Source organism: Streptomyces capillispiralis (genome assembly GCF_007829875.1).
In the GTDB taxonomy this organism is placed as follows: domain Bacteria; phylum Actinomycetota; class Actinomycetes; order Streptomycetales; family Streptomycetaceae; genus Streptomyces; species Streptomyces capillispiralis.
This window is the reverse complement of sequence record NZ_VIWV01000001.1, coordinates 2,385,315-2,408,045: the sequence shown is the minus strand read 5'-3', so window position 1 is coordinate 2,408,045 and position 22,731 is coordinate 2,385,315. Positions and strand designations below refer to the sequence as shown.

The following is a 22,731-nucleotide window of genomic DNA, read 5'->3' as shown; positions in this document are numbered from 1 at the left end:
TGGCGGCCGGACGGTGATTTGGTGTGACGGGTGGTGCCGGGGCCGATCAGTGGAGCAGACTTCCTTGGAGTTCAGCGCGCAGGTCCGGGGTGAGGACCGCCCCCGCGCGGTCGACCAGCAGCGCCATTTCGTAGCCGACGAGGCCGATGTCGCACTCGGGATGCGCGAGAACCGCCAGGGACGAACCGTCGGACACGGACATGAGGAACAGGAACCCTCGTTCCATCTCCACGACCGTCTGGGCGACGTTGCCGCCTTCGAAGATCCGGGAGGCGCCGGCCGTCAGGGAGGTCAGTCCCGAGGCGACGGCCGCGAGCTGGTCCGCGCGGTCGCGCGGGAAGCCCTCGGAGAGCGCCAGGAGGAGACCGTCGGCGGACACGACGACGGTGTGGGACACCCCGGGGGTGTTGTCCACGAAGTTGGTGATCAACCAGTTGAGGTTCTGTGCCGCCTGGCTCATCGGGCTCAACTAACGCTCCTGCTGGTGAGTGGGGTTCGGGAAGCTGCCGGTCTGGGTGGTACCGGCCTGACGACCCTGTGCGATACCCCGACGGAGATTGGTCAGCCGGCCGCGCACGTCATCGGGAGCACGTGAGACCTGAGGACCGCTCTGTTGCGATTGCTGCTGAGCCGTACCCGGGACGAGGTTCGCCCTGGGCACCCGGCGCGGCAGGCCGGAGGTGGTGACGCCGCCCGCGGCCGGCTGCCGTACGCGTTCGGCCTGCCGGACCAGTTCGTCGTTGGGCGAACTGCGCCAGGTGGTGGAGGCGGACCGCTGCGGACCGGTGGGGCCCTGCGGCTGCTGCTGTTGCGGCTGCTGCGGTGCCGGAGCCGAGCCGTTGCCCTGCTCCTGACCGCGGAACCAGTTGGTCTCCAGCGTGTCGTACAGCGGCGTACGCCCGTCGCCCGGACCGGAGGCCGGCGGCAGCGCCCAGGCGTCGGACGCGCCCCGCCCCTCGTCGGGCCGCCGCGCGGCACCGCCGTTGCCCGGGTCCTGGCGGACCGGCCGCTGCTGCGGGGCCGGCGGACGCGGGGCGCCGAAGTCGGACGCGCCGTTCGCCTGCGGACGCTCGAACTGGCCGGTGACCGCCGGGTCCGCGGGGTTCGCGCGCTCCGGGAGGGAGTGCCGGCCCGTGGAGCCGTTGTCGTAGCCCTGCGGAGCGGGGAACTGGCCCGTGGCGGACGGGTTCTGCCCGCCCGGCCGGCTCTGCGGGGGACCGAAGATGTCACCGCGGACGAACTGGTTCGTGTTCTGGACGCCGTTCTGACCGGGCTGCGCGTACTGGCCGGTGTCCTGGCCGCCGTGCGCACCCGGCTGGGCGTACTGGCCGGTCTGCTGCGGGGCGTCGGTGCCGAAGGCGTCGTAGGAGGCCGGGCCGGTGTTCCGGCTCTCGTCGAAGCGGGGGATCTCCGCCGTCGAACCGGGGCCCTGCCGGTCGTCGAACCGGGGCATGGCGGCCGTCCGGGAGACGTCCGGCTCCTCGTGCCCGCGCGGGGTGTCCAGCGAGGCGCGCGGCACCGGCGGCTGGGCGTTCTCGTCGCTCCAGCTGGGCACGCGCGGCTGCTGCTGGTCGCCGCCGGGCAGTTCGGGGCGGGCACCGCCGCGCGGCGGGAGCTGCGGACGGCGTCCGCGCTCGCGCTTGTGGCTGCCCCGCTGCGGCGGCACCTGACCCCGGCCGCCACCGAAGACGTCCTGGTCCTGCGCCCCGCCCGGACCCGCGGCCTGGAGCCCCTGCGGGGCACCGGGCGCCTGGGCGCCGAAGCCGGAACCCGCGCCGGCGGGGGCCGGACGGCCCTGCGGCGGACCGGAGGGAGCGCCCTGGTCGAACAGCGAGGGGGTCTGGTTGCCCGACGGACCCTGCGGTCCCCGCGCACCCGGCCGGCCGGTGCCGTCCCGTCCGGGCAGCGCGGCCCGCGGGCCCTGACCGGTACCGAGCAGACCGCCGCCGGGCGCACCGGCACCGAGCGCACCGCCACCGGACTGGCCGGGACCTGCGGCACGCCGTGCGGCGGCGGCACCCGCGGCCGCCTGCGCGGCGGCCGGGCCGCCACCGCCCGGACCCGCCTGGCCCGGCTTGCCCTGCGGCTTCTTGCCGCCCTGGGCGACGTCGACGGGCAGCATGACCAGCGCGGTCGTACCACCGGAGTCGGACGGGCGGAGCTGGATGCGGATGCCGTGGCGCTGCGACAGCCGGCCGACCACGAACAGACCCATGCGGCGGGAGACGGAGACGTCCACGGTGGGCGGCGAGGCGAGCCGCTCGTTGATCGCCGCCAGGTCCTCCGGCGACAGTCCGATACCGGTGTCGTGGATCTCGATCAGCACCCGGCCGTCGGGCAGCGCGTGACCGGTGACCTTGACCTTGGTCTGCGGGGAGGAGAACGAGGTCGCGTTCTCCAGCAGCTCGGCGAGCAGGTGCACGAGGTCGTTGACGACCCGGCCGGCCACTTCGGTGGTCGGCACCGAGGCCAGCTCGATGCGCTCGTACTGCTCCACCTCGGACGCGGCGGCACGCAGCACGTCGACCAGCGGGACCGGGCGGGTCCACCGGCGGCCGGGCTCCTCACCCGCGAGGACCAGCAGGTTCTCACCGTTACGGCGCATACGCGTGGCGAGGTGGTCCAGCTTGAACAGGGAGGACAGCTGGTCCGGGTCGGCCTCGCGGGACTCCAGTTCGGAGATCAGCGACAGCTGGCGCTGGATCAGACCCTGGGAGCGGCGCGAGAGGTTGGTGAACATCGCGTTGACGTTGCCCCGCAGCAGGGCCTGCTCGGCGGCGAGGCGGACCGCCTCGCGGTGCACGTCGTCGAAGGCCGCGGCCACCCGGCCGATCTCGTCCCGGGAGTGCACACCGACCGACTCCACGGACGTGTCGACGTCCTGCGGGTCGGACTCGGACAGCTGCTTGACCAGCTCGGGCAGCCGCTCCTGGGCGACCTTGGTCGCGGTCTCCTCGAGGCGGCGCAGCGAGCGGATCATGGAGCGGGCCACCACGAAGGCGCCGACCAGCGACACACCGAGCACGATCAGGATCAGCGCACCGGAGATGATCGCGTCGCGCTCGGTGGCGCTGCGCAGCTCACGGGCCTTCTGTTCCATCTCCTCGAGCAGGGTGTGCTCGATGTTCTTCATCTGCTGGAGCTTGGTGGAGCTGTCGTCCAGCCAGTCGCGGTAGGACCGCTTGCCGACCGACCTGAGGCCGAACTCCGAGGCCAGCGCACGCCCGGCGTACTCGTCGGTCGCCTTGATCGTGCTGTTGCCGTCCTCGATCGGCAGCAGCAGCTCGGTGGCGGCGACGTCGCCGTAGATGCTCTTGAAGCTGCGGATCTCGGACTTCTGGCTCGCCAGCGCCGACTCGGCGTAGAGCCGGTCGTTCTCGGAGAGGTCACCGGTGGTGGTGTTGCTGGCGGGGAGGGCGGCGGCGAGCACCGCGCGCTGGATCGACGCGTACTCCTTGGCGGAGGAGAAGGACGCCAGGGCACGCGTGCGCTGGATCATGTCGGGGTTGCTGGTCGCCTCGGCCATGTCCTGCGAGAGCTCGACCAGCTTCTCGATCAGGCGGTGGTAGCCCTCGACGGTCTGCGTGGAGTTCCGCTCGGACGCGAAGGCCGTGTTGCGGATCTTGGCGAGGTCGCCCAGGTCGCCGGCGAGCTGCACCAGGTTGTCGCGGACGCCCTTGAGGTTGCCGTCCTTGCTCGCGGCATCGATGTCCTCGGAGCTGTCGAGGAAGTTGCCCATCGCGCGGTCGGTCTTGTCGCGGTAGCCCTTGACCGAGAAGTCGGTGGCCTTGCCGCCGTGCGCCAGCGGGCCGGCCGACTGGTCGCGCTCCTCCTGGAGCGCGGCCGCCAGTTCGGTGGCCTGCTTGGTCATGTCCGTCAGCAGCTTCATGTTGTCGAGCTGCTGGATGTCGTCCATCGACTGGTTGATACGCAGGGCGCCCAGCGAGGTGGCCGCGACCACCGGGAGGGCGAGCAGCGACACCAGACGGGTCGAGATGCGCCAGTTGCGCAGGGCCACGCGCGGTCCGGGGCCGGTCGGGCCCTTCGGGGCGGCCGGTGCCGGGCTCGCAGCGGACGCGCCGCCGCCAGGGCGTTCGCCGCCGTTGCCGGGAGCGGTCGGTCCCTGGTTCTGGGCGTGCTGGGGCGAGGAGCTGACGGCCTTGGGGCCAGTCCCGCCGTGCGGCTCCGGCTCCGCCGAAGCGCTGCCATCCCTCTTGAAACGTCCCTGCACTAGCGTCGCAACCTCTGGACCAGGCACCCCTCCGCGTGAACGGCGAGGCACGGTGTCGGCGTCGTAGGGGCGCCCTGAATACGCCCCCGTGGTGGTCGTGAGTGACCGGCGCTGGTTCCCCCTTCTCACCCGCCACTCGGCGCGTCGGTGCGCCCCCTGTGCGCCGGCTCGATCCTGCGGCGGTCCGTGGAATTCCAGCACAGTGCCGGATCTCCAACAAGGCCCATGGGCTTACCCGTGAGATACGTGACACGCCGTGAGTGGCGAATCACCGCTGGTAGAAAGAGATCCGGTGCATAACGGGCGTATGCCGTCGATTCGACAGGGCGGGTCCGGTGTCCCAGTCGACATGATCAGGAGCGGAATGATTGGTTCAGGGGGTCAATGTCCGATTCCACCGACTGGTGGGTCGGTGTGAAATGCCCTGTTTATCCGTCGATGCGTGAGCAAACTCACACGTGAAGGGCGGTCTTCGGGCGCGGTCGGCCGGGAATCGCATGTTTAGCCTGACGCTTTACAGGGACGGCAGAACTGACAACCCGCGCCCGCCCGGGGTCACCGACCCCCCTCCGGGCGCCCGCGAACAGGACAGGGTCAAGTAAACAGTGAAGACGACGACGATGTTCCACAAGATCGCCAACCCCCGGCGCACCACGCTCGCCCACCTCGACGGCGCCGCGGAACTGCAGACGCCGGTCCAGCAGGAGCACCCCGTCGACCTCCCGGCTCAGACCGCCAACCCCCGGCGCACCATCCTCATGGAACTCCCGGCCACGGCCGGCGCCGCGCAGTAACAGCGGTCACAGCAACAACAGCGGTAGCGGCAACAACAGCGGTAACAGCGGTTCATACGCGCACCGGCCGCGAAACGCTCAGGACCACCGCACATCCACGAGGGGCGCCCCCACGGCCACGGGGGCGCCCCTCGTGCGTGGACGGCGGAATTGCTGCCCCGCCGGCGGCCGTACGCGAGGCGGCCTGCCCCCCGGGTCATGCGCGAGGCGGGGACCCCCTTCCGCGTTAGCCTGGAGCGTCAGACTCCAGCCGCTCAAGTCAGGGGACCAGCAGCCCGTGCGCATCGCCAGATTCTCCATCGACGGGAACGTCGCCTTCGGCGCGGTCGAGGGCGAGAAGCAGGACGAACTCGTCCTGGACATCATCAAGGGCATCCCGTTCGCGGACTTCGAGCTCTCCGGCACCAAGGTCCCGGTGAGCAAGGTCAGGCTGCTGCCCCCGGTCCTGCCCAACAAGGTGGTGGCCTTCGGCCGCAACTACGCCGACCACGCCAAGGAACTCGGCAACGAGGTGCCCGACGCCCCGTTCGCCTTCTTCAAGCCCCCCACCTCGGTGATCGGCCCCGGCGACGACATCCAGTACCCCTCCTTCTCCCAGGAGGTGCACCACGAGGCCGAGCTGGCCGTGGTGATCGGCCGGATGTGCCGCGAGGTCCCGCGCGACCGCGTCAAGGACGTGATCTTCGGCTACACCTGCGCCAACGACATCACCGCGCGCGACGTCCAGAAGCGCGAGAAGCAGTGGGCCCGGGCCAAGGGCTTCGACACCTCCTGCCCGCTCGGCCCCTGGGTGGAGACGGACCTCGACCTCGCCACCGCGGGCGACCTCACCGTCCAGCTCACGGTCAACGGCGCCCAGCGCCAGCTCGGCCGCACGAGCGAGATGATCCACTCCATCGAGGACCTGATCGTCAACATCACCGAGGCCATGACCCTGCTCCCCGGCGACGTCGTCCTCACGGGCACCCCGGCTGGGGTCGGCCCCCTCAACGTCGGCGACGAGGTCGCCGTCACCATCGAAGGCATCGGCACTCTCACCAACAAGGTTGTCAAGCGTGGCTAGCGCACCCGGCACTCCCTCCCCCACGTCCTCGACCACGCTCGGACAGGGGGTGCCCCCACGCGTCCGTTTCTGCCCGTCGCCCACCGGTAACCCCCATGTGGGCCTGGTCCGCACCGCCCTGTTCAACTGGGCGTTCGCCAAGCACCACCAGGGCACCCTCGTCTTCCGCATCGAGGACACCGACGCGGCCCGCGACTCCGAGGAGTCCTACGCCCAGCTGCTCGACTCGATGCGCTGGCTCGGCTTCGACTGGGACGAGGGCCCCGAGGTCGGCGGCCCGCACGCGCCGTACCGCCAGTCGCAGCGCATGGACCTCTACAAGGACGTCGCGCGCAAGCTCCTCGACGCCGGCCACGCCTACCACTGCTACTGCTCCCAGGAGGAGCTGGACAGCCGCCGCGAGGCCGCCCGCGCCGCCGGCAAGCCCTCCGGGTACGACGGCCACTGCCGCGAGCTGACCGACGCACAGATCGAGGAGTACCAGGCCCAGGGCCGCGAGCCGATCGTCCGCTTCCGGATGCCCGACGAGACGATCACCTTCACCGACCTGGTCCGCGGCGAGCTGACCTTCACCTCGGAGAACGTCCCGGACTACGGCATCGTCCGCGCCAACGGCGCCCCGCTCTACACCCTGGTCAACCCGGTCGACGACGCCCTGATGGAGATCACCCACGTCCTGCGCGGCGAGGACCTGCTCTCCTCCACCCCGCGGCAGATCGCCCTCTACAAGGCGCTGATCGAGCTGGGCATCGCCAAGGGCATCCCGGCCTTCGGCCACCTGCCGTACGTCATGGGCGAGGGCAACAAGAAGCTCTCCAAGCGCGACCCGCAGTCCTCGCTCAACCTCTACCGCGAGCGCGGCTTCCTGCCCGAGGGCCTGCTCAACTACCTCTCCCTGCTCGGCTGGTCGCTCTCCGCCGACCAGGACGTCTTCTCGGTCGAGGAGATGGTCGCCGCCTTCGACATCGCGGACGTGCAGCCGAACCCGGCCCGCTTCGACCTCAAGAAGTGCGAGGCGATCAACGGCGACCACATCCGGATGCTCGACGTGAAGGACTTCACGGAGCGCTGCGCGCCCTGGCTCAAGGCCCCCTTCGCGCCCTGGGCCCCGGAGGCCTTCGACCAGGCCAAGTGGCAGGCCATCGCCCCGCACGCGCAGACCCGCCTGAAGGTCCTCTCCGAGATCACGGACAACGTCGACTTCCTGTTCCTGCCGGAGCCGGTCTTCGACGAGGCGTCCTGGACCAAGGCCATGAAGGAGGGCTCCGACGCCCTGCTGCGCACGGCCCGCGAGAAGCTCGACACGGCGGACTGGACGTCCCCCGAGTCGCTGAAGGAGGCCGTCCTGGCCGCCGGCGAGGCCCACGGCCTCAAGCTCGGCAAGGCCCAGGCCCCGGTCCGCGTCGCCGTCACCGGCCGCACGGTCGGCCTGCCGCTCTTCGAGTCCCTGGAGGTCCTGGGCAAGGAGCAGACGCTGGCCAGGATCGACGCGGCCCTGGCGAGGCTCGCCGCGTAGCTCACCTCCGTACGCCCGACGGGGGCGGCAGCCGCACACGGCTGCCGCCCCCGCGGCGTCCGCGGGTACCGTCGGGGGCATGGTCATCCGAGCCGTCGTGTGGGACGTGGACGACACCCTCTTCGACTACACCTCCGCCGACCGCGAGGGCATGCGGGCCCATCTGCTGGCCGAGGGGCTGCTCTCCCGGTACCCCTCCGTCGAGGAGGCGCTCACCCGCTGGCGGGAGATCACCGAGCAGCAGTGGGCGCGGTTCTCCGCGGGCGAGGTGGACTTCGAGACCCAGCGGCGCGACCGCACCCGGGTCTTCCTGGAACGCGAACTGACCGACGCCGAGGCCGAGGACTGGTTCCGGCGCTACATGGTCCACTACGAGTCCGCCTGGGCCCTCTTCCCGGACGTGCTGCCCGTCCTCGACGCCCTCGCCGCCGGCTACCGCCACGCGGTGCTCTCCAACTCCAGCCTCCACGTCCAGGACCGCAAGCTGCGCGTGCTCGGTTTGCACGACCGCTTCGAGACCATCCTGTGCGCCGCCGAACTGGGCGTCTCCAAGCCCGAGGCCCGCGCCTTCCTCGCCGCCTGCGAGGCCCTGGCCCTGCCCCCGGACCAGGTGGCGTACGTCGGGGACCACCCGGAGATCGACGGGCGGGGCGCCGCGGCGGCCGGGCTGCTGTCGGTGTGGATCGACCGCGGCGGCGCGTACGCCACCGTCGAGCCGCCCGTGGGGCCGCGCCGCATCGCCTCCCTCGCCGAACTCCCCTCGCTGCTGCGCGCCGATACTCGTTTTGGAGCCCCGTCCACCTTCGGGTAATGTTCTTCCTGCGCCGCGGGGAGCGGGCCGGAAGGCCGGAGCCCCGAAGCGTACAACTAGAACAAGAACCCCTCAGGGGCTTGCGTTCCAGTGGCCTATGGTGTAATTGGCAGCACGACTGATTCTGGTTCAGTTAGTCTTGGTTCGAGTCCAGGTAGGCCAGCTCGCAGAGCTCATCTGCACCCGCGGATCTCATCCGCAAAGCCCCCGTTGTGTAGCGGCCTAGCACGCTGCCCTCTCAAGGCAGTAGCGCCGGTTCGAATCCGGTCGGGGGTACAGATCCTTCCCGCGAGGGCAGCAGGGTAGCTCCCACTGCGCTCGATGCAGGATCGCTAGGGCCCCCGTTGTGTAGCGGCCTAGCACGCCGCCCTCTCAAGGCGGTAGCGCCGGTTCGAATCCGGTCGGGGGTACTGACTGGTCTAAACCATCATTGGTCTATGGTGTAATTGGCAGCACGACTGATTCTGGTTCAGTTAGTCTTGGTTCGAGTCCAGGTAGACCAGCAGGATCTGCGGAAACGCATGATCCACGCCCCCGTTGTGTAGCGGCCTAGCACGCCGCCCTCTCAAGGCGGTAGCGCCGGTTCGAATCCGGTCGGGGGTACACAGGGAAAGCCCTCCACTTCGGTGGAGGGCTTTCGGCGTTCCCGGACCCGCACCCGGTCGATCCGGGGGAAGGGCCCGCCGCGGCGTTGAGGCGGGCCCCTCCCCACGGGAGAGGTGCGGAGAGGATCAGGAGCGGCGCAGCGCCTCGGAGAGACGGGCGGCGGCGTCGATGACGGCCTGGGCGTGCATACGGCCCGGGTGGCGGGTCAGCCGCTCGATGGGGCCGGAGACCGAGACGGCGGCCACCACCCGGTTCGAGGGGCCGCGCACCGGCGCCGAGACCGAGGCGACGCCCGGTTCGCGCTCGCCGATCGACTGGGCCCAACCGCGACGCCGTACGCCCGACAGGGCCGTCGCCGTGAAGCGGGCGCCCTGGAGGCCGCGGTGCAGCCGCTCGGGCTCCTCCCAGGCCATCAGGATCTGCGCCGAGGAGCCGGCCTTCATCGTCAGCGTGGAGCCCACCGGCACGGTGTCGCGCAGGCCCGACAGACGCTCCGCGGCGGCGACGCAGATGCGCATGTCGCCCTGGCGGCGGTAGAGCTGGGCGCTCTCCCCGGTGACGTCCCGGAGGTGGGTGAGCACCGGGCCAGCCGTGGCGAGCAGCCGGTCCTCGCCGGCCGCCGCGGCCAGCTCGGCCAGGCGGGGGCCGAGAATGAAGCGGCCCTGCATGTCGCGCGCCACCATGCGGTGGTGCTCCAGCGCCACGGCCAGGCGGTGGGCCGTGGGTCGTGCCAGTCCGGTCGCCCCGACCAACCCCGCGAGGGTGGCCGGACCGGACTCCAGAGCGCTCAGGACGAGGGCCGCCTTGTCCAGAACGCCGACGCCGCTACTGTTGTCCATGAAACGATACTCGCGTCTCACTCTGTGAAACGCAAGTTCAATTTTCCGTGGAACACGCCACTCTGGACGTACGGAAGCAATGCGGCCCGTGGACCACCGGGCCCGGCGGCGGACGCCCGGAACCAGGGGTGTGGGCGCCGTCTTCGCACAGATCTCTAGTTGGGCCGGAGCGGTTCGTGCCGGCCGAAGGGAAAGCGATGGGTAGGACACTCGCGGAGAAGGTCTGGGACGACCACGTCGTCCGGCGCGCCGAGGGCGAGCCCGACCTCCTCTTCATCGATCTGCACCTGCTGCACGAGGTGACCAGCCCGCAGGCCTTCGACGGCCTCCGCAAGAACGGCCGCCCCGTGCGCCGCCTGGACCTCACCATCGCGACCGAGGACCACAACACCCCGACGCTCGACATCGACAAGCCCATCGCCGACCCGGTCTCCCGGGTCCAGCTGGAGACGCTGCGCAAGAACTGCGCCGACTTCGGCGTGCGGCTGCACCCGCTGGGCGACGTCGAGCAGGGCGTCGTCCACGTCGTCGGCCCCCAGCTGGGTCTGACCCAGCCGGGCATGACCGTCGTCTGCGGAGACTCGCACACCTCCACGCACGGCGCCTTCGGCGGTCTGGCCTTCGGCATCGGCACCTCCCAGGTCGAGCACGTGCTCGCCACGCAGACACTGCCGATGGCCCGCCCGAAGACCATGGCGATCACGGTCAACGGCGAACTGCCCGACGGCGTCACGGCCAAGGACCTCATCCTGGCGATCATCGCGAAGATCGGCACCGGCGGCGGCCAGGGCTACGTCCTGGAGTACCGCGGCGAGGCCATCGAGAAGCTCTCGATGGAGGCCCGGATGACCATCTGCAACATGTCGATCGAGGCCGGCGCCCGCGCGGGCATGATCGCCCCCGACGAGACCACCTTCGCCTACCTCGAGGGCCGTCCGCACGCCCCCAAGGGCGAGGACTGGGACGCGGCCGTCGCCTACTGGAAGACGCTCAGGTCCGACGACGACGCCGAGTTCGACGCCGAGGTGGTCATCGAGGCCGCCGAACTGTCGCCGTTCGTCACCTGGGGCACCAACCCCGGCCAGGGCGCTCCGCTTTCGGCGTCCGTCCCCGACCCGGCTTCGTACGAAGACGCCTCGGAGCGGCTCGCCGCCGAAAAGGCCCTGGAGTACATGGGGTTGGAGGCCGGCCAGGCGCTGCGCTCCATCGGCGTGGACACCGTCTTCGTAGGTTCCTGCACCAACGGCCGCATCGAGGACCTGCGGGCCGCCGCGGACATCATCAAGGGCCGCAAAGTCGCCGACGGCGTGCGGATGCTGGTCGTCCCGGGCTCCGCGCGGGTCGGTCTCCAGGCCGTCTCCGAGGGCCTGGACGTGGTCTTCAAGGAGGCCGGCGCCGAGTGGCGGCACGCGGGCTGTTCCATGTGCCTGGGCATGAACCCCGACCAGCTCGCCCCCGGCGAGCGCTCCGCCTCCACCTCCAACCGCAACTTCGAGGGCCGGCAGGGCAAGGGCGGCCGCACCCACCTGGTGTCCCCGCAGGTCGCCGCGGCCACCGCGGTCCTCGGTCACCTGGCCTCCCCGGCCGACCTCGCCGCAGCCGACGCCCGTACGCCCGCTGGAGTCTGATCAGTCATGGAAGCATTCACCACCCACACCGGCCGGGCCGTCCCGCTGCGCCGCAGCAACGTCGACACCGACCAGATCATCCCGGCGCACTGGCTCAAGAAGGTGACGCGGGACGGATTCGAGGACGGACTGTTCGAGGCCTGGCGCAAGGACCCGGAGTTCGTGCTCAACCGCCCCGAGCGGCAGGGCGCAACGGTGCTGGTCGCCGGCCCCGACTTCGGCACCGGCTCCTCCCGTGAGCACGCCGTCTGGGCGCTGCAGAACTACGGCTTCAAGACCGTGATCTCCTCCCGCTTCGCCGACATCTTCCGCGGCAACTCGCTGAAGAACGGCCTGCTCACGGTGGTCCTCGACCAGCGGACCGTCGACGCGCTGTGGGAGCTCACCGAGGCCGACCCCACCGCGGAGATCACCGTCGACCTGGAGACCCGCGAGGTGCGCGCCGAGGGGATCACCGCCGCCTTCGAGCTCGACGAGAACTCCCGCTGGCGGCTGCTGAACGGGCTCGACGACATCTCCATCACGCTGCAGAACGAGGCGGACATCGCCGCGTACGAGGCGAAGCGCCCGTCCTTCAAGCCGAGGACGCTCACGGCCTGAGCCAAGGCCCGGTCGAAGTCCTCACCGGAGGTCTACTTTCGGCCACCGCATCTCCCTCCCGTACCCCCGATCGGCCCGATCGGGGGTACGGCCGTGTCTGCACCCGTTCGGCCCCGCGCGCCCTCTTGAGGGGCGCCAACTTGCCACGTTATGAAGGTGGTTGCTGGGGTACACGTGTCACGTGACCGTGCTCCTCGCGCGTGCACGGAAGGCCGTCCGAGGTGCCAGTTGCCCCCTGCGCAGGCGACAACTCGCCCCAGATGGCACAATCTGTGCATGGAACACGACGGCCAACTCGAGCTCTATACGGCAGTCGCGGTCCAGCTGAAAGAAGCGCATGCAAAGGTGCGCGCACTGCAAGTCCCGGAGGGCGTACGGATGGCGCTGACCCGGAAGCTGCTGGTCATTACGGCCGCGGCCAAGCACGATCTCGCCGATGCGGCAAGGCGTCTGGAGCGGTTCATCACGGACCTCGACGAGGGTCGATTCCCCGACGAGGAACGCTGAACCAGTCGAGACAGTCGAGTTCGTTGCGGCACAAGGGTGATTAGCCCGTTTCGTGTTTGATTTGCGGTATATATCTGCCTAACGTGCGAAAAAGCTTGAACACTTTCGTTCTGGCGATGTCTCCGAAGGGGAAGACGTGAACAAGGCGCAGCTCGTAGAAGCGATTGCCGACAAGGTGGGCGGCCGCCAGCAGGCCGCCGAGGCTGTCGACCACGTACTGGACGCCATCGTCCGCGCGGTCGTCGCGGGTGAGCGGGTCTCGGTCACCGGCTTCGGTTCGTTCGAGAAGGTCGACCGCCCGGCCCGCTACGCCCGCAACCCCCAGACCGGCGAGCGGGTCCGGGTCAAGAAGACCTCCGTGCCGCGCTTCCGTGCCGGCCAGGGCTTCAAGGACCTGGTCAGCGGCTCCAAGAAGCTGCCGCGCGGCGGTGAGGTCTCGGTGAAGAAGGCGCCCAAGGGCAGCCTGACCGGCGGCGCCGCGGCGACGGTGAAGAAGGCCGCCGCCAAGAAGACGACGGCGAAGAAGGCCGCCACCGCGAAGAAGGCCGCCACCGCCAAGAAGGCTCCGGCGAAGAAGGCCACCACCAAGACGGCGGCCGCGAAGAAGGCCACCCCCGCGAAGAAGGCGCCCGCGAAGACCGCGGCGACCGCGAAGACCACGGCGGCGAAGAAGACGACCGCCAAGAAGGCCCCGGCGAAGAAGGCGACGGCCACGAAGGCTCCCGCCAAGAAGTCGACCGCCCGCAAGACCACCGCCAAGAAGACCACCGCCCGCAAGAAGTAAGGGGCGGGCAGAGGGTTCTCACGCGCCGGGCCGGACTCCGTCGAGGAGTCCGGCCCGCGGTGTGTCCGGGCCCGGCCGGCGGCCGGGACGGTCAGAACGTGTGCAGCGTCACCAGCGTAATCCGCCGGGCCTCGCCCTCGCCCTCGGTCTCGATGCGCACCCGCTGCCCGGGACGCAGCAGTCTCAGGCCCCCCGCGTCGAACGCCGGGGCGTCGAAGGGTACCGGCGTGCCGTCGTCCAGGAGCACCTGGCCGCTGCGGCTGTCGGGGTCGTACGTGTACGCGGTGGCCTGCATGGCGGCAGCCTACTGCTCCGTCGTCAGCATCCGCGCGGCGACCGCCGCCGTGTGGGGGCCCACCCCCAGCGCCAGCGCCGCCCGCAGGTCGTCGCCGGTGTCCACGTCCTGCCGTACGGAATCCACCGCGTCCAGGGACAGTTCCACGGCACCGGACGTGCGGTGCCGGATGCGGGAATCGGGACCGAAGAGCGGGCGCAATTCCCGGCCGCGGGCCGCGGTCAGCAATGTCGTGCCGGTCCTCGCGGCATCGGCGAGGAAGGCGCGGGGAAAGGCGGCGGCCGTATCGAGAACACGGGCCAGTTCCGGCGGGCGAAGGGCCGGGAGATCGGCGTTCAGGGCGGCCACGCACGCCGCGCGCCGGGAGGCGTTCACCACCGCCGCGGCATGCGCGTAAGCGGCGTTCAGGCCGTCGCGCGGCTCGTCGGGGACGATTGCGGCGCCCAATGCGGCCAGCTCACGGGAGGCCAGGCCGTCGTTCGTGACGACCACCACATCGCGTACCGCCGGGCATTCCAGCGCGGCGGCCACCGTGTCCTGCGCGAAGGCGAGCGCGAGGCCGGGGCGCAGACCGTCGTCCGCGGTGTCCGAGAGCCTGCTCTTGGCCTGGGCCAGCGGCTTCAGGGGTACCACCAGGGTCCACTGCACGAGTGTCGCGTCCCTCTCTTGTCACGGCCATTGTCCCCCGGTGCACCGGGTGGGGGGCGGGCCGGGGCGTACGGTGTTCTCGACAGACCGGCGGCCCGGGGCGACACTTGTGCGGCCCGCCTGGCCTCCGGGTCCGGGCCCCGGGCCCGTCATTCGGAAGAGGAAGGTGTACTCGTGCCGCGCCGCAGAATCGGCTTCTGGTACCGCTTCGCCGCGGTTCTCTGCAAACCGCCGCTGGTGGTTCTGCTCAAGCGGGACTGGCGCGGAATGGAGAACATTCCGGCCGAGGGTGGATTTATCACCGCGGTGAACCACAATTCGCACATCGATCCCTTCGCCTACGCGCACTTCCAGTACAACACCGGACGCGTTCCGCGATTCCTCGCGAAGAGCGGGCTTTTCAACAAGGGATTCATCGGCGCGGCGATGCGCGGCACCGGGCAGATCCCCGTCTACCGCGAGAGCACGGACGCGCTCAGCGCCTTCCGGGCCGCGATCGACGCCGTGGAGCGCGGCGAATGCGTCGCCTTCTACCCCGAGGGCACCCTCACCCGCGACCCGGACGGCTGGCCCATGACCGGCAAGACCGGTGCCGCGCGCGTCGCCCTGCAGACCAAGTGCCCCGTGATCCCGGTCGCCCAGTGGGGCGCCAACGAGCTGCTGCCGCCGTACGCCAAGAAGCCCAGCCTCCTGCCGCGCAAGACCCACCGCGTGCTGGCGGGCCCCCCGGTCGACCTCGACCGCTTCTACGACCGGGAGATGACCCCGGAGCTGCTCAAGGAGGCGACCGAGGCCATCATGGCGGCCGTCACCCGCCAGCTGGAGCAGATCCGCGGCGAGAAGGCCCCCGAGGTGCCCTACGACCCGCGCCGGGAGCGGATCGAACAGCGCCGCAGGACGCACGCGCAGCGGCGGCAGGACCGATCGAGGCACGACCGGACGCGGGGCGGCAGGCCCACCGCGCGGGAAGAGGGGCTGGGCACGTGAGCAAGCCGGTCAAGGCGGCCGTCTTCGGCACCGGATCGTGGGGGACGGCCTTCGGCATGGTCCTCGCGGACGCGGGCTGCGACGTCGTGCTGTGGGGGCGGCGCCCCGAACTCGCCGAAGCGGTCAACTCCACCCGCACCAACCCCGACTACCTGCCCGGAGTCGAACTCCCGAAGAACCTGCGGGCCACCGCCGACCCCGCCGAGGCCGCGCGGGGCGCCGACTTCACCGTCCTCGCCGTCCCCTCGCAGACGCTGCGCGGCAACCTCGCCGACTGGGCGCCGCTGCTCGCGCCCCGCACCGTCCTGGTGTCGCTGATGAAGGGCGTCGAACTCGGCTCCGCCATGCGGATGAGCGAGGTGATCGAGGACGTCGCCAAGGTGGACGCCGACCGCATCGCCGTGGTCACCGGGCCCAACCTGGCCCGCGAGATCGCCGCCCGGATGCCCGCCGCCGCCGTGGTGGCCTGCACCGACGAGTCCGTCGCCCAGCGGCTCCAGACCGCCTGCCACACCCCGTACTTCCGGCCGTACACCAACACCGACGTCATCGGCTGCGAACTGGGCGGTGCCGTGAAGAACGTGATCGGTCTCGCCGTGGGCATCGCGGACGGCATGGGGCTCGGGGACAACGCCAAGGGCTCCCTCATCACCCGCGGTCTCGCCGAGACCACCCGGCTCGGCGTCGCGCTCGGCGCCGACCCGCTGACCTTCTCCGGACTCGCGGGCCTGGGCGACCTGGTGGCCACCTGCTCCTCGCCGCTGTCGCGCAACCACACCTTCGGCACCAACCTCGGCAAGGGCCTGACCCTGGAGGAGACCATCGCGGTCACCAAGCAGACCGCCGAGGGCGTCAAGTCGTGCGAGTCGGTGCTGGATCTGGCGCGCCGGCACGGCGTCGACATGCCGCTGACCGAGACGGTCGTCGGCATCGTGCACGAGGGCAAGCCTCCCGTGGTCGCCGTCAAGGAGCTGATGTCGCGCAGCGCGAAGCCCGAACGACGCTGAGCGACGGCCGCGCCACACGGCCCACCGACGCTGTCTCGCGGCCCTACGGGCGGGTAGTCTCATCGCGATATGAGCACCGAGAACACTCCCCAGAGCCCCGGGCAGCCGTCCCGCAAGCCGCGTGTGGCCGTCGTGTTCGGCGGGCGCAGCTCCGAGCACGGGATCTCCGTGGTCACGGCCGGCGCCGTCCTCAAGGCCATCGACCGGACCGCGTACGACGTCCTGCCGATCGGCATCACGCAGGACGGCCGCTGGGCGCTCACCGCCGACGAGCCGGACCGCATGGCGATCAGCGACCGCCGTACGCCCAGCGTCGACCAGCTCGCCGAGTCGGCGGAGGGCGCGGTGGTGCTCCCCGTCGACCCCGCCAGCCGTGAAGTCGTCTACAGCGAGCCCGGCTCCGTGCCCAAGGCGCTCGGCGAGGTCGACGTGGTCTTCCCGGTGCTGCACGGCCCCTACGGCGAGGACGGCACCCTCCAGGGCCTCCTGGAACTCTCCGGCGTCCCCTATGTCGGCTCGGGCGTGCTCGCCTCGGCCGTCGGCCAGGACAAGGAGTACATGAAGCGGGTGTTCACCTCCTTCGGGCTCAAGGTCGGCCCGTACCTGGTGATCCGGCCGCGCGAGTGGCGGCAGGACGAGGCCGCCGCCCGCAGGAGGATCGTCGACTTCGCGGCGGAGCACGGCTGGCCGCTGTTCGTGAAGCCCGCGCGCGCGGGCTCGTCGATCGGCATCACCAAGGTCGAGGACCTCTCCGGGCTGGACGAGGCGATCGCCGAGGCCCAGCGCCACGACCCGAAGATCCTCGTCGAGGCGGCCCTGCGCGGCCGCGAGATCGAGTGCGGCGTGCTGGAGTTCGAGGACGGCCCGCGCGCCTCGCTGCCGGCCGAGATCCCGCCGCCGGACGCGCACGCGTACTACGACTTCGAGGCCAAGTACATCGACTCCACGCCCGGCCTCGTGCCCGCGCCGCTGACCGACGAGGAGACGGCCGAGGTGCGGCGGCTCGCGGTCGAGGCGTTCGACGCGGCCTCCTGCGAGGGGCTGGTCCGCGCGGACTTCTTCCTCACCGAGGACGGCGAGTTCGTGATCAACGAGATCAACACCATGCCCGGCTTCACGCCCATCTCGATGTACCCGCAGATGTGGCAGGCCACCGGGGTGAGCTACCCGGAGCTGGTGGACCTGCTGGTGCGGGCGGCGCTGCGGCGCTCCACCGGGCTGCGCTGAGCGGCGCGGGCACGCTTCAGAAGGCGATCCCCTCGGGGATCGCCTTCTTCACGGCCGGGGCGAGGTCGATCAGCACACCGGTGCTGTCCCGCCCGTCGGTCACCCGGACCTCCACGTACGCCTCGCGGTTGGCGGTGGTGAAGCGCTGGACGCCGTCGTCCTGCTTCTCCATCAGCCAGTCCACGCCGTTGACACCGCCGGGCACCGCGTCGGCGTCGTGGCCGTTGGCCACCTTGGGGTCGGCCATCTTGGGCGGCCGCTCCACACCGCACCGCAGTATGATCGCCACGCCGCCCCAGCCCGCGGTCAGTTCGGACGCGGGTTCGGGATCGTCGCGACTCTCACCGTCCACCGTCGTCGGCAGGACCTTGTCCAGGTTCTGACACAGGTCGGTGACCTTCGCGTCCGGGCTGGGAACCGCCGCGGACGCGCTGTCGTCTGCTGAGGAGCAGCCCACGGCGGTGATCAGCACCGCGAGTGCGGACGCAACGGTGTGCCGGTGACGGAAAGAGTTCACCGGCACAGGGTAGACGGGGGCTACAGATGGACGACCGGGCAGGTCAGGGTGCGGGTGATGCCGTCCACCTGCTGCACTTTGGCGACCACCATCCGTCCCAGGTCGTCGACGGTGTCGGCCTGGGCGCGCACGATCACGTCGTACGGTCCGGTCACGTCCTCGGCCTGGATCACTCCAGGGATCTTGCCGATCAGCTCGGCGACGGTCGACGCTTTGCCGACCTCCGTCTGGATCAGGATGTACGCCTGTACCACGGAACCTCCAGGGCGGCCACGAGGATCATGTGGGGAAAAGGAACGCCACGGTATCGCGTCGCCGCTCCTCGCGGGGAGACCTGCGGGAACCGGGCCTTGCGCGCCGGGGTACAGGCACGAGAGAAGTTGACGGTCACCTCGACCGTAGCGAGGACTCGGACGACTCGCGACCGGGCACGGACAGGGACAGAAGGGGCGAAAGGGCAATGAAGGGCACTGTTGGTGAGCTCGGGGAGTTCGGGCTCATCAGGGAGCTCACCTCCCGTCTCACCACCACCCCGGCGGTCCGGGTCGGCCCCGGCGACGACGCCGCGGTGGTCTCCGCGCCCGACCGCAGGGTCGTGGCCAGCACCGACATCCTGCTGGAAGGGCGGCACTTCCGCCGCGACTGGTCCACGGCCTACGACGTCGGCCGCAAGGCCGCCGCCCAGAACCTCGCCGACATCGCCGCCATGGGCGCCGTGCCGACCGGGCTGCTGCTCGGCCTCGTCGTCCCGGCGGAGCTGCCGGTGACCTGGCCCAGCGAGCTGATGGACGGCCTGCGCGACGAGTGCCAGGTCGCGGGCGCCGCCGTGGTCGGCGGTGACGTGGTGCGCGGCGACACCATCATGGTGTCGATCACCGCGCTCGGCGACCTGCGCAACCAGGAGCCTGTCACCCGGGGCGGCGCACAGCCGGGCGACCTCGTCGCGGTGACCGGCTGGCTGGGCTGGTCCGCCGCCGGGTACGCGGTGCTCTCCCGCGGTTTCCGCTCGCCGCGCGCCTTCGTGGAGGCGCACCGGCGCCCTGAGCCGCCGTACCACGCGGGCCCCGCCGCCGCCGGACTGGGCGCGACCGCGATGTGCGACGTCAGCGACGGGCTGATCGCCGACCTCGGGCACATCGCCGAGGCCAGCAAGGTGCGGATCGACATCCGCTCCGGGGCGATCGACATCCCCTCGCAGATGAACGACATCGGCCAGGCCGTCGGCGTCGACCCCATGCAGTGGGTGCTGACCGGGGGAGAGGACCACGCGATCGTGGCGACCTTCCCGCCGGACGTGAAGCTGCCCGCCCGCTGGAAGGTGATCGGCGAGGTGCTCAACCCCTCGGCGCTGCCGCAGGTGACGGTCGACGGGGCGGCGTGGACCGCCCAGGGCGGCTGGGACCACTTCGGGGACATCGAGTCATGAGCGGCCGCGCCGCCCCGCCCCGGGTGCTCACCGTCGCCGGCTCCGACTCGGGCGGCGGCGCGGGCGTCCAGGCCGACCTGAAGACGATGCTGGCGCTCGGCGTGCACGGCATGAGCGTGCTCACCGCGGTCACCGCGCAGAACTCCCTGGGCGTGCAGGGCGCCTGGGAACTGCCGGTGGAGGCGGTGCGCGCCCAGTACCGCAGTGTCGTCGACGACATCGGCGTGCAGGCGGTCAAGACCGGCATGCTGTCCTCCGCCGAACTGGTCGAGGCGGTGTCCGACTTGATCGCCGGCACGGACGCGCCGGCGGTGGTCGACCCGGTGGGCGTCTCCAAGCACGGGGACCCGCTGCTCGCGTCCTCCGCGCTGGACTCCGTACGGACGCGGCTGCTGCCGGTGGCGACGGTGGCCACCCCGAACCTGGACGAAGTGGCGCAACTCACGGACATACGGGTCGAATCGGAGCGTGATCTGCGCCGGGCGGCGGAGGCGGTGCTGGCGTTCGGACCGCGCTGGGTGGTGATCAAGGGCGGCCACCTGTCCGGTGACGCCGTGGACCTGCTCACCGACGGGTCCGAGGAGCACTGGCTGCGGGCCCCGAGGCACGACAACCGCCACACCCACGGCACGGGCTGCACGCTGGCGTCGGCGATCGCGTCGGAACTGGCGAAGGGGCGCTCCGTACCGGAGGCGGTGCGGGCGGCCAAGGACTACGTCACCGGGGCCATAGCGTCCGGGTTCGCCCTGGGCGCGGGCATCGGCCCGGTGCACCACGGCTGGAAGCCGAACCCGCCGGGCTAGCACGGTGGCGCCTTCCCGGCCGTCGGCCGGGAAGGGCGGCTCGCCGATCGCCGGCGCACCGGATCACAGCAAAAAGCCGGCCCACCCAGAGGGTGGACCGGCTGTTGCGGCGAAACCGGCTGTGGCCGCGCGCTCAGCGAAAGCGTCAGCGCGAGACCTTGCCGGCCTTGATGCACGAGGTGCAGGCGTTCACGCGCTTCGGCGTCCCGCCGACCACGGTACGCACACGCTGGATGTTCGGGTTCCAGCGACGGGACGTACGGCGGTGCGAGTGCGAGATGTTGTTGCCGAAGCCCGGCCCCTTGCCGCAGACGTCGCAGTTGGCAGCCACGGGTCACTCCAAAGACTTCAGATGCACTTACGGTTGATCCCGGCATGCCGGGATCAAGATCCCGGACTCGAGGTGAGTCCGGCGGGATCTGAGTGGCGTTGCCAGGGGAGAGGCCCGATCAGATCGGGCAACCGGAGCAGCATACAACGGCTGCACCCGTAGAACGAAACTACCATGGCAGCTCAGGGGCCCGCCTGCGGCCCTCTTCCGGTGGGCGGTGGCCCACGGTCTACGCTGCGTGCCACGGTCGGCAGCTCAGGGAGGCGCAGGTGGCGCAGGTGCCGCAGACATTCCTCGATGCTCTCGCGGTGCGTGCCTGGTGCGGTCTCGCGCTCGATGCGCTGGGCCGGGCCCGTGAGGAGATCGACGCGATCAACGTCTATCCCGTGGCGGACGGCGACACCGGAACCAATCTCTATCTGACGCTCGAATCGGCGACCGCCGCGGTGGAGGCCGTGTTCGCCGGTCACGAGGCCGGCGGGGACCGGCGGCCGACGCTGGCCGACGCCGTACGGGCGATGGCGCACGGGGCACTGATCGGGGCCCGCGGGAACTCCGGGACGATCCTGGCGCAGCTGCTGCGGGGGATGGCCCAGGAACTGGCCGGTGAAGAGGCCCCGGCCGGTGCCGACGGCCCCGGACTGGGGCGGGCGCTGCGGCGGGCGGCCGACTCCGCGCGCCAGGCCGTGGCCCACCCCGTCGAGGGCACGGTCCTCACCGTCGCCTCGGCCGCCGCCGACGCCGCCGGCGGTGCGCGGGGCGACTGCGGGGCGGTGGCGCGGGTGGCGTACGAGGGGGCCCGCGTGGCCCTGGCCGAGACACCGGAGCGGCTGGCCGTGCTGAGGCGCGCGGGGGTGGTGGACGCGGGCGGCAGGGGACTGGTGGCGGTGCTCGCGGCCCTGGTGGAGACGTTCACGGGGGAGGTGCCGCGGGGCCTGCCGACGCCGGGGGCACGCGGGAGCGGGTCCGTACGGGCCGCCGGCCCCGGGTTCCAGGAGCGGGGGGCGGAAGCCGGGCGCACGGCCGGGGTCGTGGACGCGGGGGAGGGGCACGCGGGCGCGCGGTCCTGCGAGGCCGGCGCGGAGTGCGCGGACGGCGGTGCCGCGGCGGGGCCCGCCTTCGAGGTGATCTACCTGCTGGAGGCCGCGGACGCGGCCGTCGCGCGGTTGCGGGAGCGGCTCGACGGGCTGGGCGACTCGCTCGTCGTGGTCGGCGGGGACGGGCTGTGGAACGTCCACGTCCATGTCGACGACGCGGGCGCCGCCGTGGAGGCCGGCGTCGAGGCCGGACGGCCGTACCGGATCCGCATCACCCACTTCGGCGCCGGGGACGTCCACACGACGGGAGCCGAGCGGGTGCGGCAGGAACGCGCCGAGCGGGCCGTCGTGGCCGTGGTGCCCGGCGAGGGCCTGGCAGGGCTCTACGCCGAGGCCGGCGCGACCACCGTGCTCGCCCGCCCGGGGGAGCCGCCCGCGAGCGGTGAGCTCGTCCAGGCCGTACGGCGTGCGCACGCGCGGGAGGTGGTGCTGCTGCCCAACGACGCCGAGCTGCGCCACACCGCCGCCGCGGCGGCCGAGCAGGCCCGGAACGAGGGCATCCGGGTCGCCCTCATCCCGACCCGCTCCGCGGTCCAGGGCATCGCGGCGCTGGCGGTGCACGAACCGGAGCGCCGCTTCGACGAGGACGTGGTGGCGATGACGTCGGCGGCGGGCGCGACCCGCTACGCCGAGGTCACCGTCGCCGAGCGCCAGGCCTGGACCATGGCGGGCATCTGCCAGGCGGGGGACGTCCTCGGCCTGGTCGACGGGGACGTGGCCGTGATCGGGCAGGACCTGACGGCCACCGCCGAGGCCGTCCTTGACCGCATGCTCGCGGCCGGCGGCGAACTGGTCACCCTGGTCCTCGGCGACGACGCCCCGCGGTCCATAGCCGCCCACCTGGAGAGCAGGGTCCGTGAGGGCTACCTCGCCGTGGACACGGTGGTCTACCAGGGCGGCAGACAGGGCGCCCTCCTCCTCATCGGCGTCGAGTGACCCCCGTCCGGCCACCGGCCGCACGTCGCCGGAGCCGGTCCGGCGGGGTCCGGCGCGCCCGACGCCGGTGAGCGGGCC

22 protein-coding genes and 5 tRNA genes are annotated in these 22,731 nt (G+C 71.5%); 19 read left to right on the top strand and 8 right to left on the bottom strand.

Going from position 1 to position 22,731, the window contains the following annotated elements:
* Positions 1 to 46: 46 nt before the first annotated feature.
* Together FHX78_RS09770 and FHX78_RS09765 are read right to left on the bottom strand one after the other, a co-directional pair.
* Positions 47 to 460: a roadblock/LC7 domain-containing protein gene (locus FHX78_RS09770; RefSeq protein ID WP_004983056.1), complete on the bottom strand. Its 414-nt coding sequence runs from the start codon at positions 458 to 460 to the stop codon at positions 47 to 49.
* A gap of 9 nt (positions 461 to 469) precedes the next feature.
* On the bottom strand, positions 470 to 4,231 hold the full coding sequence (locus FHX78_RS09765; RefSeq protein ID WP_145867054.1) for a sensor histidine kinase: 3,762 nt from the start codon (positions 4,229 to 4,231) through the stop codon (positions 470 to 472).
* A 605-nt stretch (positions 4,232 to 4,836) separates the two neighbouring features.
* On the opposite strand from FHX78_RS09765, the gene FHX78_RS09760 reads away from it, so the two are divergent.
* The 9 genes from FHX78_RS09760 to FHX78_RS09720 all read left to right on the top strand — a co-directional run bounded on the left by FHX78_RS09760 (position 4,837) and on the right by FHX78_RS09720 (position 9,018).
* Entirely contained in the window at positions 4,837 to 5,025 is a 189-nt protein-coding gene (locus FHX78_RS09760; RefSeq protein ID WP_167531727.1) for a hypothetical protein, read from the top strand.
* 277 nt (positions 5,026 to 5,302) lie between these two features.
* On the top strand, positions 5,303 to 6,088 hold the full coding sequence (locus tag FHX78_RS09755) for a fumarylacetoacetate hydrolase family protein (protein ID WP_145867053.1): 786 nt from the start codon (positions 5,303 to 5,305) through the stop codon (positions 6,086 to 6,088).
* Positions 6,081 to 7,604, top strand: coding sequence for a glutamate--tRNA ligase (gltX, locus tag FHX78_RS09750; protein WP_373313121.1), 1,524 nt, complete (start codon positions 6,081 to 6,083; stop codon positions 7,602 to 7,604). Before FHX78_RS09755 ends, gltX begins: the two co-directional genes overlap by 8 nt.
* Positions 7,605 to 7,683: 79 nt before the next feature.
* Entirely contained in the window at positions 7,684 to 8,415 is a 732-nt protein-coding gene (locus FHX78_RS09745) for an HAD family hydrolase (RefSeq protein ID WP_145867052.1), read from the top strand.
* Between the two features lie 91 nt (positions 8,416 to 8,506).
* Positions 8,507 to 8,578, top strand: a tRNA-Gln gene (locus tag FHX78_RS09740).
* Positions 8,579 to 8,618: 40 nt separating this feature from the next.
* Positions 8,619 to 8,691: transfer RNA gene (locus FHX78_RS09735), tRNA-Glu, on the top strand.
* Positions 8,692 to 8,752: 61 nt separating this feature from the next.
* A tRNA-Glu gene (locus tag FHX78_RS09730) sits at positions 8,753 to 8,825 on the top strand.
* Positions 8,826 to 8,846: 21 nt separating this feature from the next.
* Positions 8,847 to 8,918 (top strand) — tRNA-Gln (locus FHX78_RS09725).
* 27 nt (positions 8,919 to 8,945) lie between these two features.
* Positions 8,946 to 9,018 (top strand) — tRNA-Glu (locus FHX78_RS09720).
* A 128-nt stretch (positions 9,019 to 9,146) separates the two neighbouring features.
* Here the strand turns inward: FHX78_RS09720 and ndgR are convergent.
* Positions 9,147 to 9,860, bottom strand: coding sequence for an IclR family transcriptional regulator NdgR (gene ndgR, locus FHX78_RS09715; protein ID WP_006130487.1), 714 nt, complete (start codon positions 9,858 to 9,860; stop codon positions 9,147 to 9,149).
* Between the two features lie 197 nt (positions 9,861 to 10,057).
* Between ndgR and leuC the strand changes: the two genes are divergently transcribed.
* The 4 genes from leuC to FHX78_RS09695 all read left to right on the top strand — a co-directional run bounded on the left by leuC (position 10,058) and on the right by FHX78_RS09695 (position 13,379).
* A complete protein-coding gene (leuC, locus tag FHX78_RS09710) occupies positions 10,058 to 11,488 on the top strand; it encodes a 3-isopropylmalate dehydratase large subunit (RefSeq protein WP_145867051.1) in 1,431 nt (476 codons plus the stop codon).
* A gap of 6 nt (positions 11,489 to 11,494) precedes the next feature.
* Positions 11,495 to 12,088 (top strand): 3-isopropylmalate dehydratase small subunit, encoded by a 594-nt coding sequence (gene leuD / locus FHX78_RS09705; protein ID WP_145867050.1) that lies wholly within the window; start codon positions 11,495 to 11,497, stop codon positions 12,086 to 12,088.
* 276 nt (positions 12,089 to 12,364) lie between these two features.
* Entirely contained in the window at positions 12,365 to 12,595 is a 231-nt protein-coding gene (locus tag FHX78_RS09700) for an SCO5555 family protein (RefSeq protein ID WP_145867049.1), read from the top strand.
* A gap of 136 nt (positions 12,596 to 12,731) precedes the next feature.
* The gene (locus FHX78_RS09695) at positions 12,732 to 13,379 is read left to right on the top strand and encodes an HU family DNA-binding protein (protein WP_145867048.1); all 648 of its coding nucleotides are present in this window, start codon (positions 12,732 to 12,734) and stop codon (positions 13,377 to 13,379) included.
* Positions 13,380 to 13,470: 91 nt separating this feature from the next.
* On the opposite strand, the gene FHX78_RS09690 is transcribed toward FHX78_RS09695, so the two are convergent.
* A complete protein-coding gene (locus FHX78_RS09690; RefSeq protein WP_145867047.1) occupies positions 13,471 to 13,674 on the bottom strand; it encodes a hypothetical protein in 204 nt (67 codons plus the stop codon).
* Positions 13,675 to 13,683: 9 nt separating this feature from the next.
* Complete coding sequence (gene cofC, locus FHX78_RS09685) at positions 13,684 to 14,322, bottom strand: 2-phospho-L-lactate guanylyltransferase (RefSeq protein ID WP_145867046.1); 639 nt, start codon at positions 14,320 to 14,322, stop codon at positions 13,684 to 13,686.
* A 174-nt stretch (positions 14,323 to 14,496) separates the two neighbouring features.
* On the opposite strand from cofC, the gene FHX78_RS09680 reads away from it, so the two are divergent.
* The 3 genes from FHX78_RS09680 (at position 14,497) to FHX78_RS09670 (ending at position 17,543) form a co-directional block, all read left to right on the top strand.
* On the top strand, positions 14,497 to 15,309 hold the full coding sequence (locus tag FHX78_RS09680) for a lysophospholipid acyltransferase family protein (protein ID WP_145867045.1): 813 nt from the start codon (positions 14,497 to 14,499) through the stop codon (positions 15,307 to 15,309).
* Entirely contained in the window at positions 15,306 to 16,316 is a 1,011-nt protein-coding gene (locus tag FHX78_RS09675) for an NAD(P)H-dependent glycerol-3-phosphate dehydrogenase (protein WP_145867044.1), read from the top strand. Before FHX78_RS09680 ends, FHX78_RS09675 begins: the two co-directional genes overlap by 4 nt.
* 69 nt (positions 16,317 to 16,385) lie before the next feature.
* A complete protein-coding gene (locus FHX78_RS09670; protein WP_145867043.1) occupies positions 16,386 to 17,543 on the top strand; it encodes a D-alanine--D-alanine ligase family protein in 1,158 nt (385 codons plus the stop codon).
* Between the two features lie 16 nt (positions 17,544 to 17,559).
* Here FHX78_RS09670 and FHX78_RS09665 read toward each other — a convergent pair whose 3' ends face one another.
* Together FHX78_RS09665 and FHX78_RS09660 are read right to left on the bottom strand one after the other, a co-directional pair.
* Positions 17,560 to 18,060: a DUF3515 domain-containing protein gene (locus FHX78_RS09665; protein WP_145867042.1), complete on the bottom strand. Its 501-nt coding sequence runs from the start codon at positions 18,058 to 18,060 to the stop codon at positions 17,560 to 17,562.
* A gap of 20 nt (positions 18,061 to 18,080) precedes the next feature.
* The gene (locus FHX78_RS09660; RefSeq protein ID WP_037933238.1) at positions 18,081 to 18,314 is read right to left on the bottom strand and encodes an Lrp/AsnC family transcriptional regulator; all 234 of its coding nucleotides are present in this window, start codon (positions 18,312 to 18,314) and stop codon (positions 18,081 to 18,083) included.
* A 206-nt stretch (positions 18,315 to 18,520) separates the two neighbouring features.
* On the opposite strand from FHX78_RS09660, the gene FHX78_RS09655 reads away from it, so the two are divergent.
* Complete coding sequence (locus tag FHX78_RS09655; RefSeq protein ID WP_145867041.1) at positions 18,521 to 19,486, top strand: thiamine-phosphate kinase; 966 nt, start codon at positions 18,521 to 18,523, stop codon at positions 19,484 to 19,486.
* Entirely contained in the window at positions 19,483 to 20,289 is an 807-nt protein-coding gene (gene thiD / locus FHX78_RS09650) for a bifunctional hydroxymethylpyrimidine kinase/phosphomethylpyrimidine kinase (protein WP_145867040.1), read from the top strand. Before FHX78_RS09655 ends, thiD begins: the two co-directional genes overlap by 4 nt.
* Positions 20,290 to 20,434: 145 nt before the next feature.
* On the opposite strand, the gene rpmB is transcribed toward thiD, so the two are convergent.
* A complete protein-coding gene (rpmB, locus tag FHX78_RS09645) occupies positions 20,435 to 20,620 on the bottom strand; it encodes a 50S ribosomal protein L28 (RefSeq protein ID WP_003993230.1) in 186 nt (61 codons plus the stop codon).
* A 269-nt stretch (positions 20,621 to 20,889) separates the two neighbouring features.
* Here rpmB and FHX78_RS09640 point away from each other — a divergent pair, with 269 nt between their 5' ends.
* Positions 20,890 to 22,653 carry a DAK2 domain-containing protein gene (locus tag FHX78_RS09640; RefSeq protein WP_145867039.1) on the top strand — a complete coding sequence of 588 codons (1,764 nt, stop codon included), beginning with the start codon at positions 20,890 to 20,892 and terminating at the stop codon, positions 22,651 to 22,653.
* Positions 22,654 to 22,731: the final 78 nt, after the last annotated feature.

Bases quoted from the DNA above. Each gene is read 5' to 3' on its own strand.
- FHX78_RS09770 (WP_004983056.1), bottom strand. From the start codon at position 460: ATGAGCCAGGCGGCACAGAACCTCAACTGGTTGATCACCAACTTCGTG.
- FHX78_RS09745 (WP_145867052.1), top strand. From the start codon at position 7,684: ATGGTCATCCGAGCCGTCGTGTGGGACGTGGACGACACCCTCTTCGAC.
- ndgR (WP_006130487.1), bottom strand. From the start codon at position 9,860: ATGGACAACAGTAGCGGCGTCGGCGTTCTGGACAAGGCGGCCCTCGTC.
- leuC (WP_145867051.1), top strand. From the start codon at position 10,058: ATGGGTAGGACACTCGCGGAGAAGGTCTGGGACGACCACGTCGTCCGG.
- leuD (WP_145867050.1), top strand. From the start codon at position 11,495: ATGGAAGCATTCACCACCCACACCGGCCGGGCCGTCCCGCTGCGCCGC.
- FHX78_RS09700 (WP_145867049.1), top strand. From the start codon at position 12,365: ATGGAACACGACGGCCAACTCGAGCTCTATACGGCAGTCGCGGTCCAG.
- FHX78_RS09690 (WP_145867047.1), bottom strand. From the start codon at position 13,674: ATGCAGGCCACCGCGTACACGTACGACCCCGACAGCCGCAGCGGCCAG.
- FHX78_RS09670 (WP_145867043.1), top strand. From the start codon at position 16,386: ATGAGCACCGAGAACACTCCCCAGAGCCCCGGGCAGCCGTCCCGCAAG.
- FHX78_RS09655 (WP_145867041.1), top strand. From the start codon at position 18,521: ATGAAGGGCACTGTTGGTGAGCTCGGGGAGTTCGGGCTCATCAGGGAG.
- thiD (WP_145867040.1), top strand. From the start codon at position 19,483: ATGAGCGGCCGCGCCGCCCCGCCCCGGGTGCTCACCGTCGCCGGCTCC.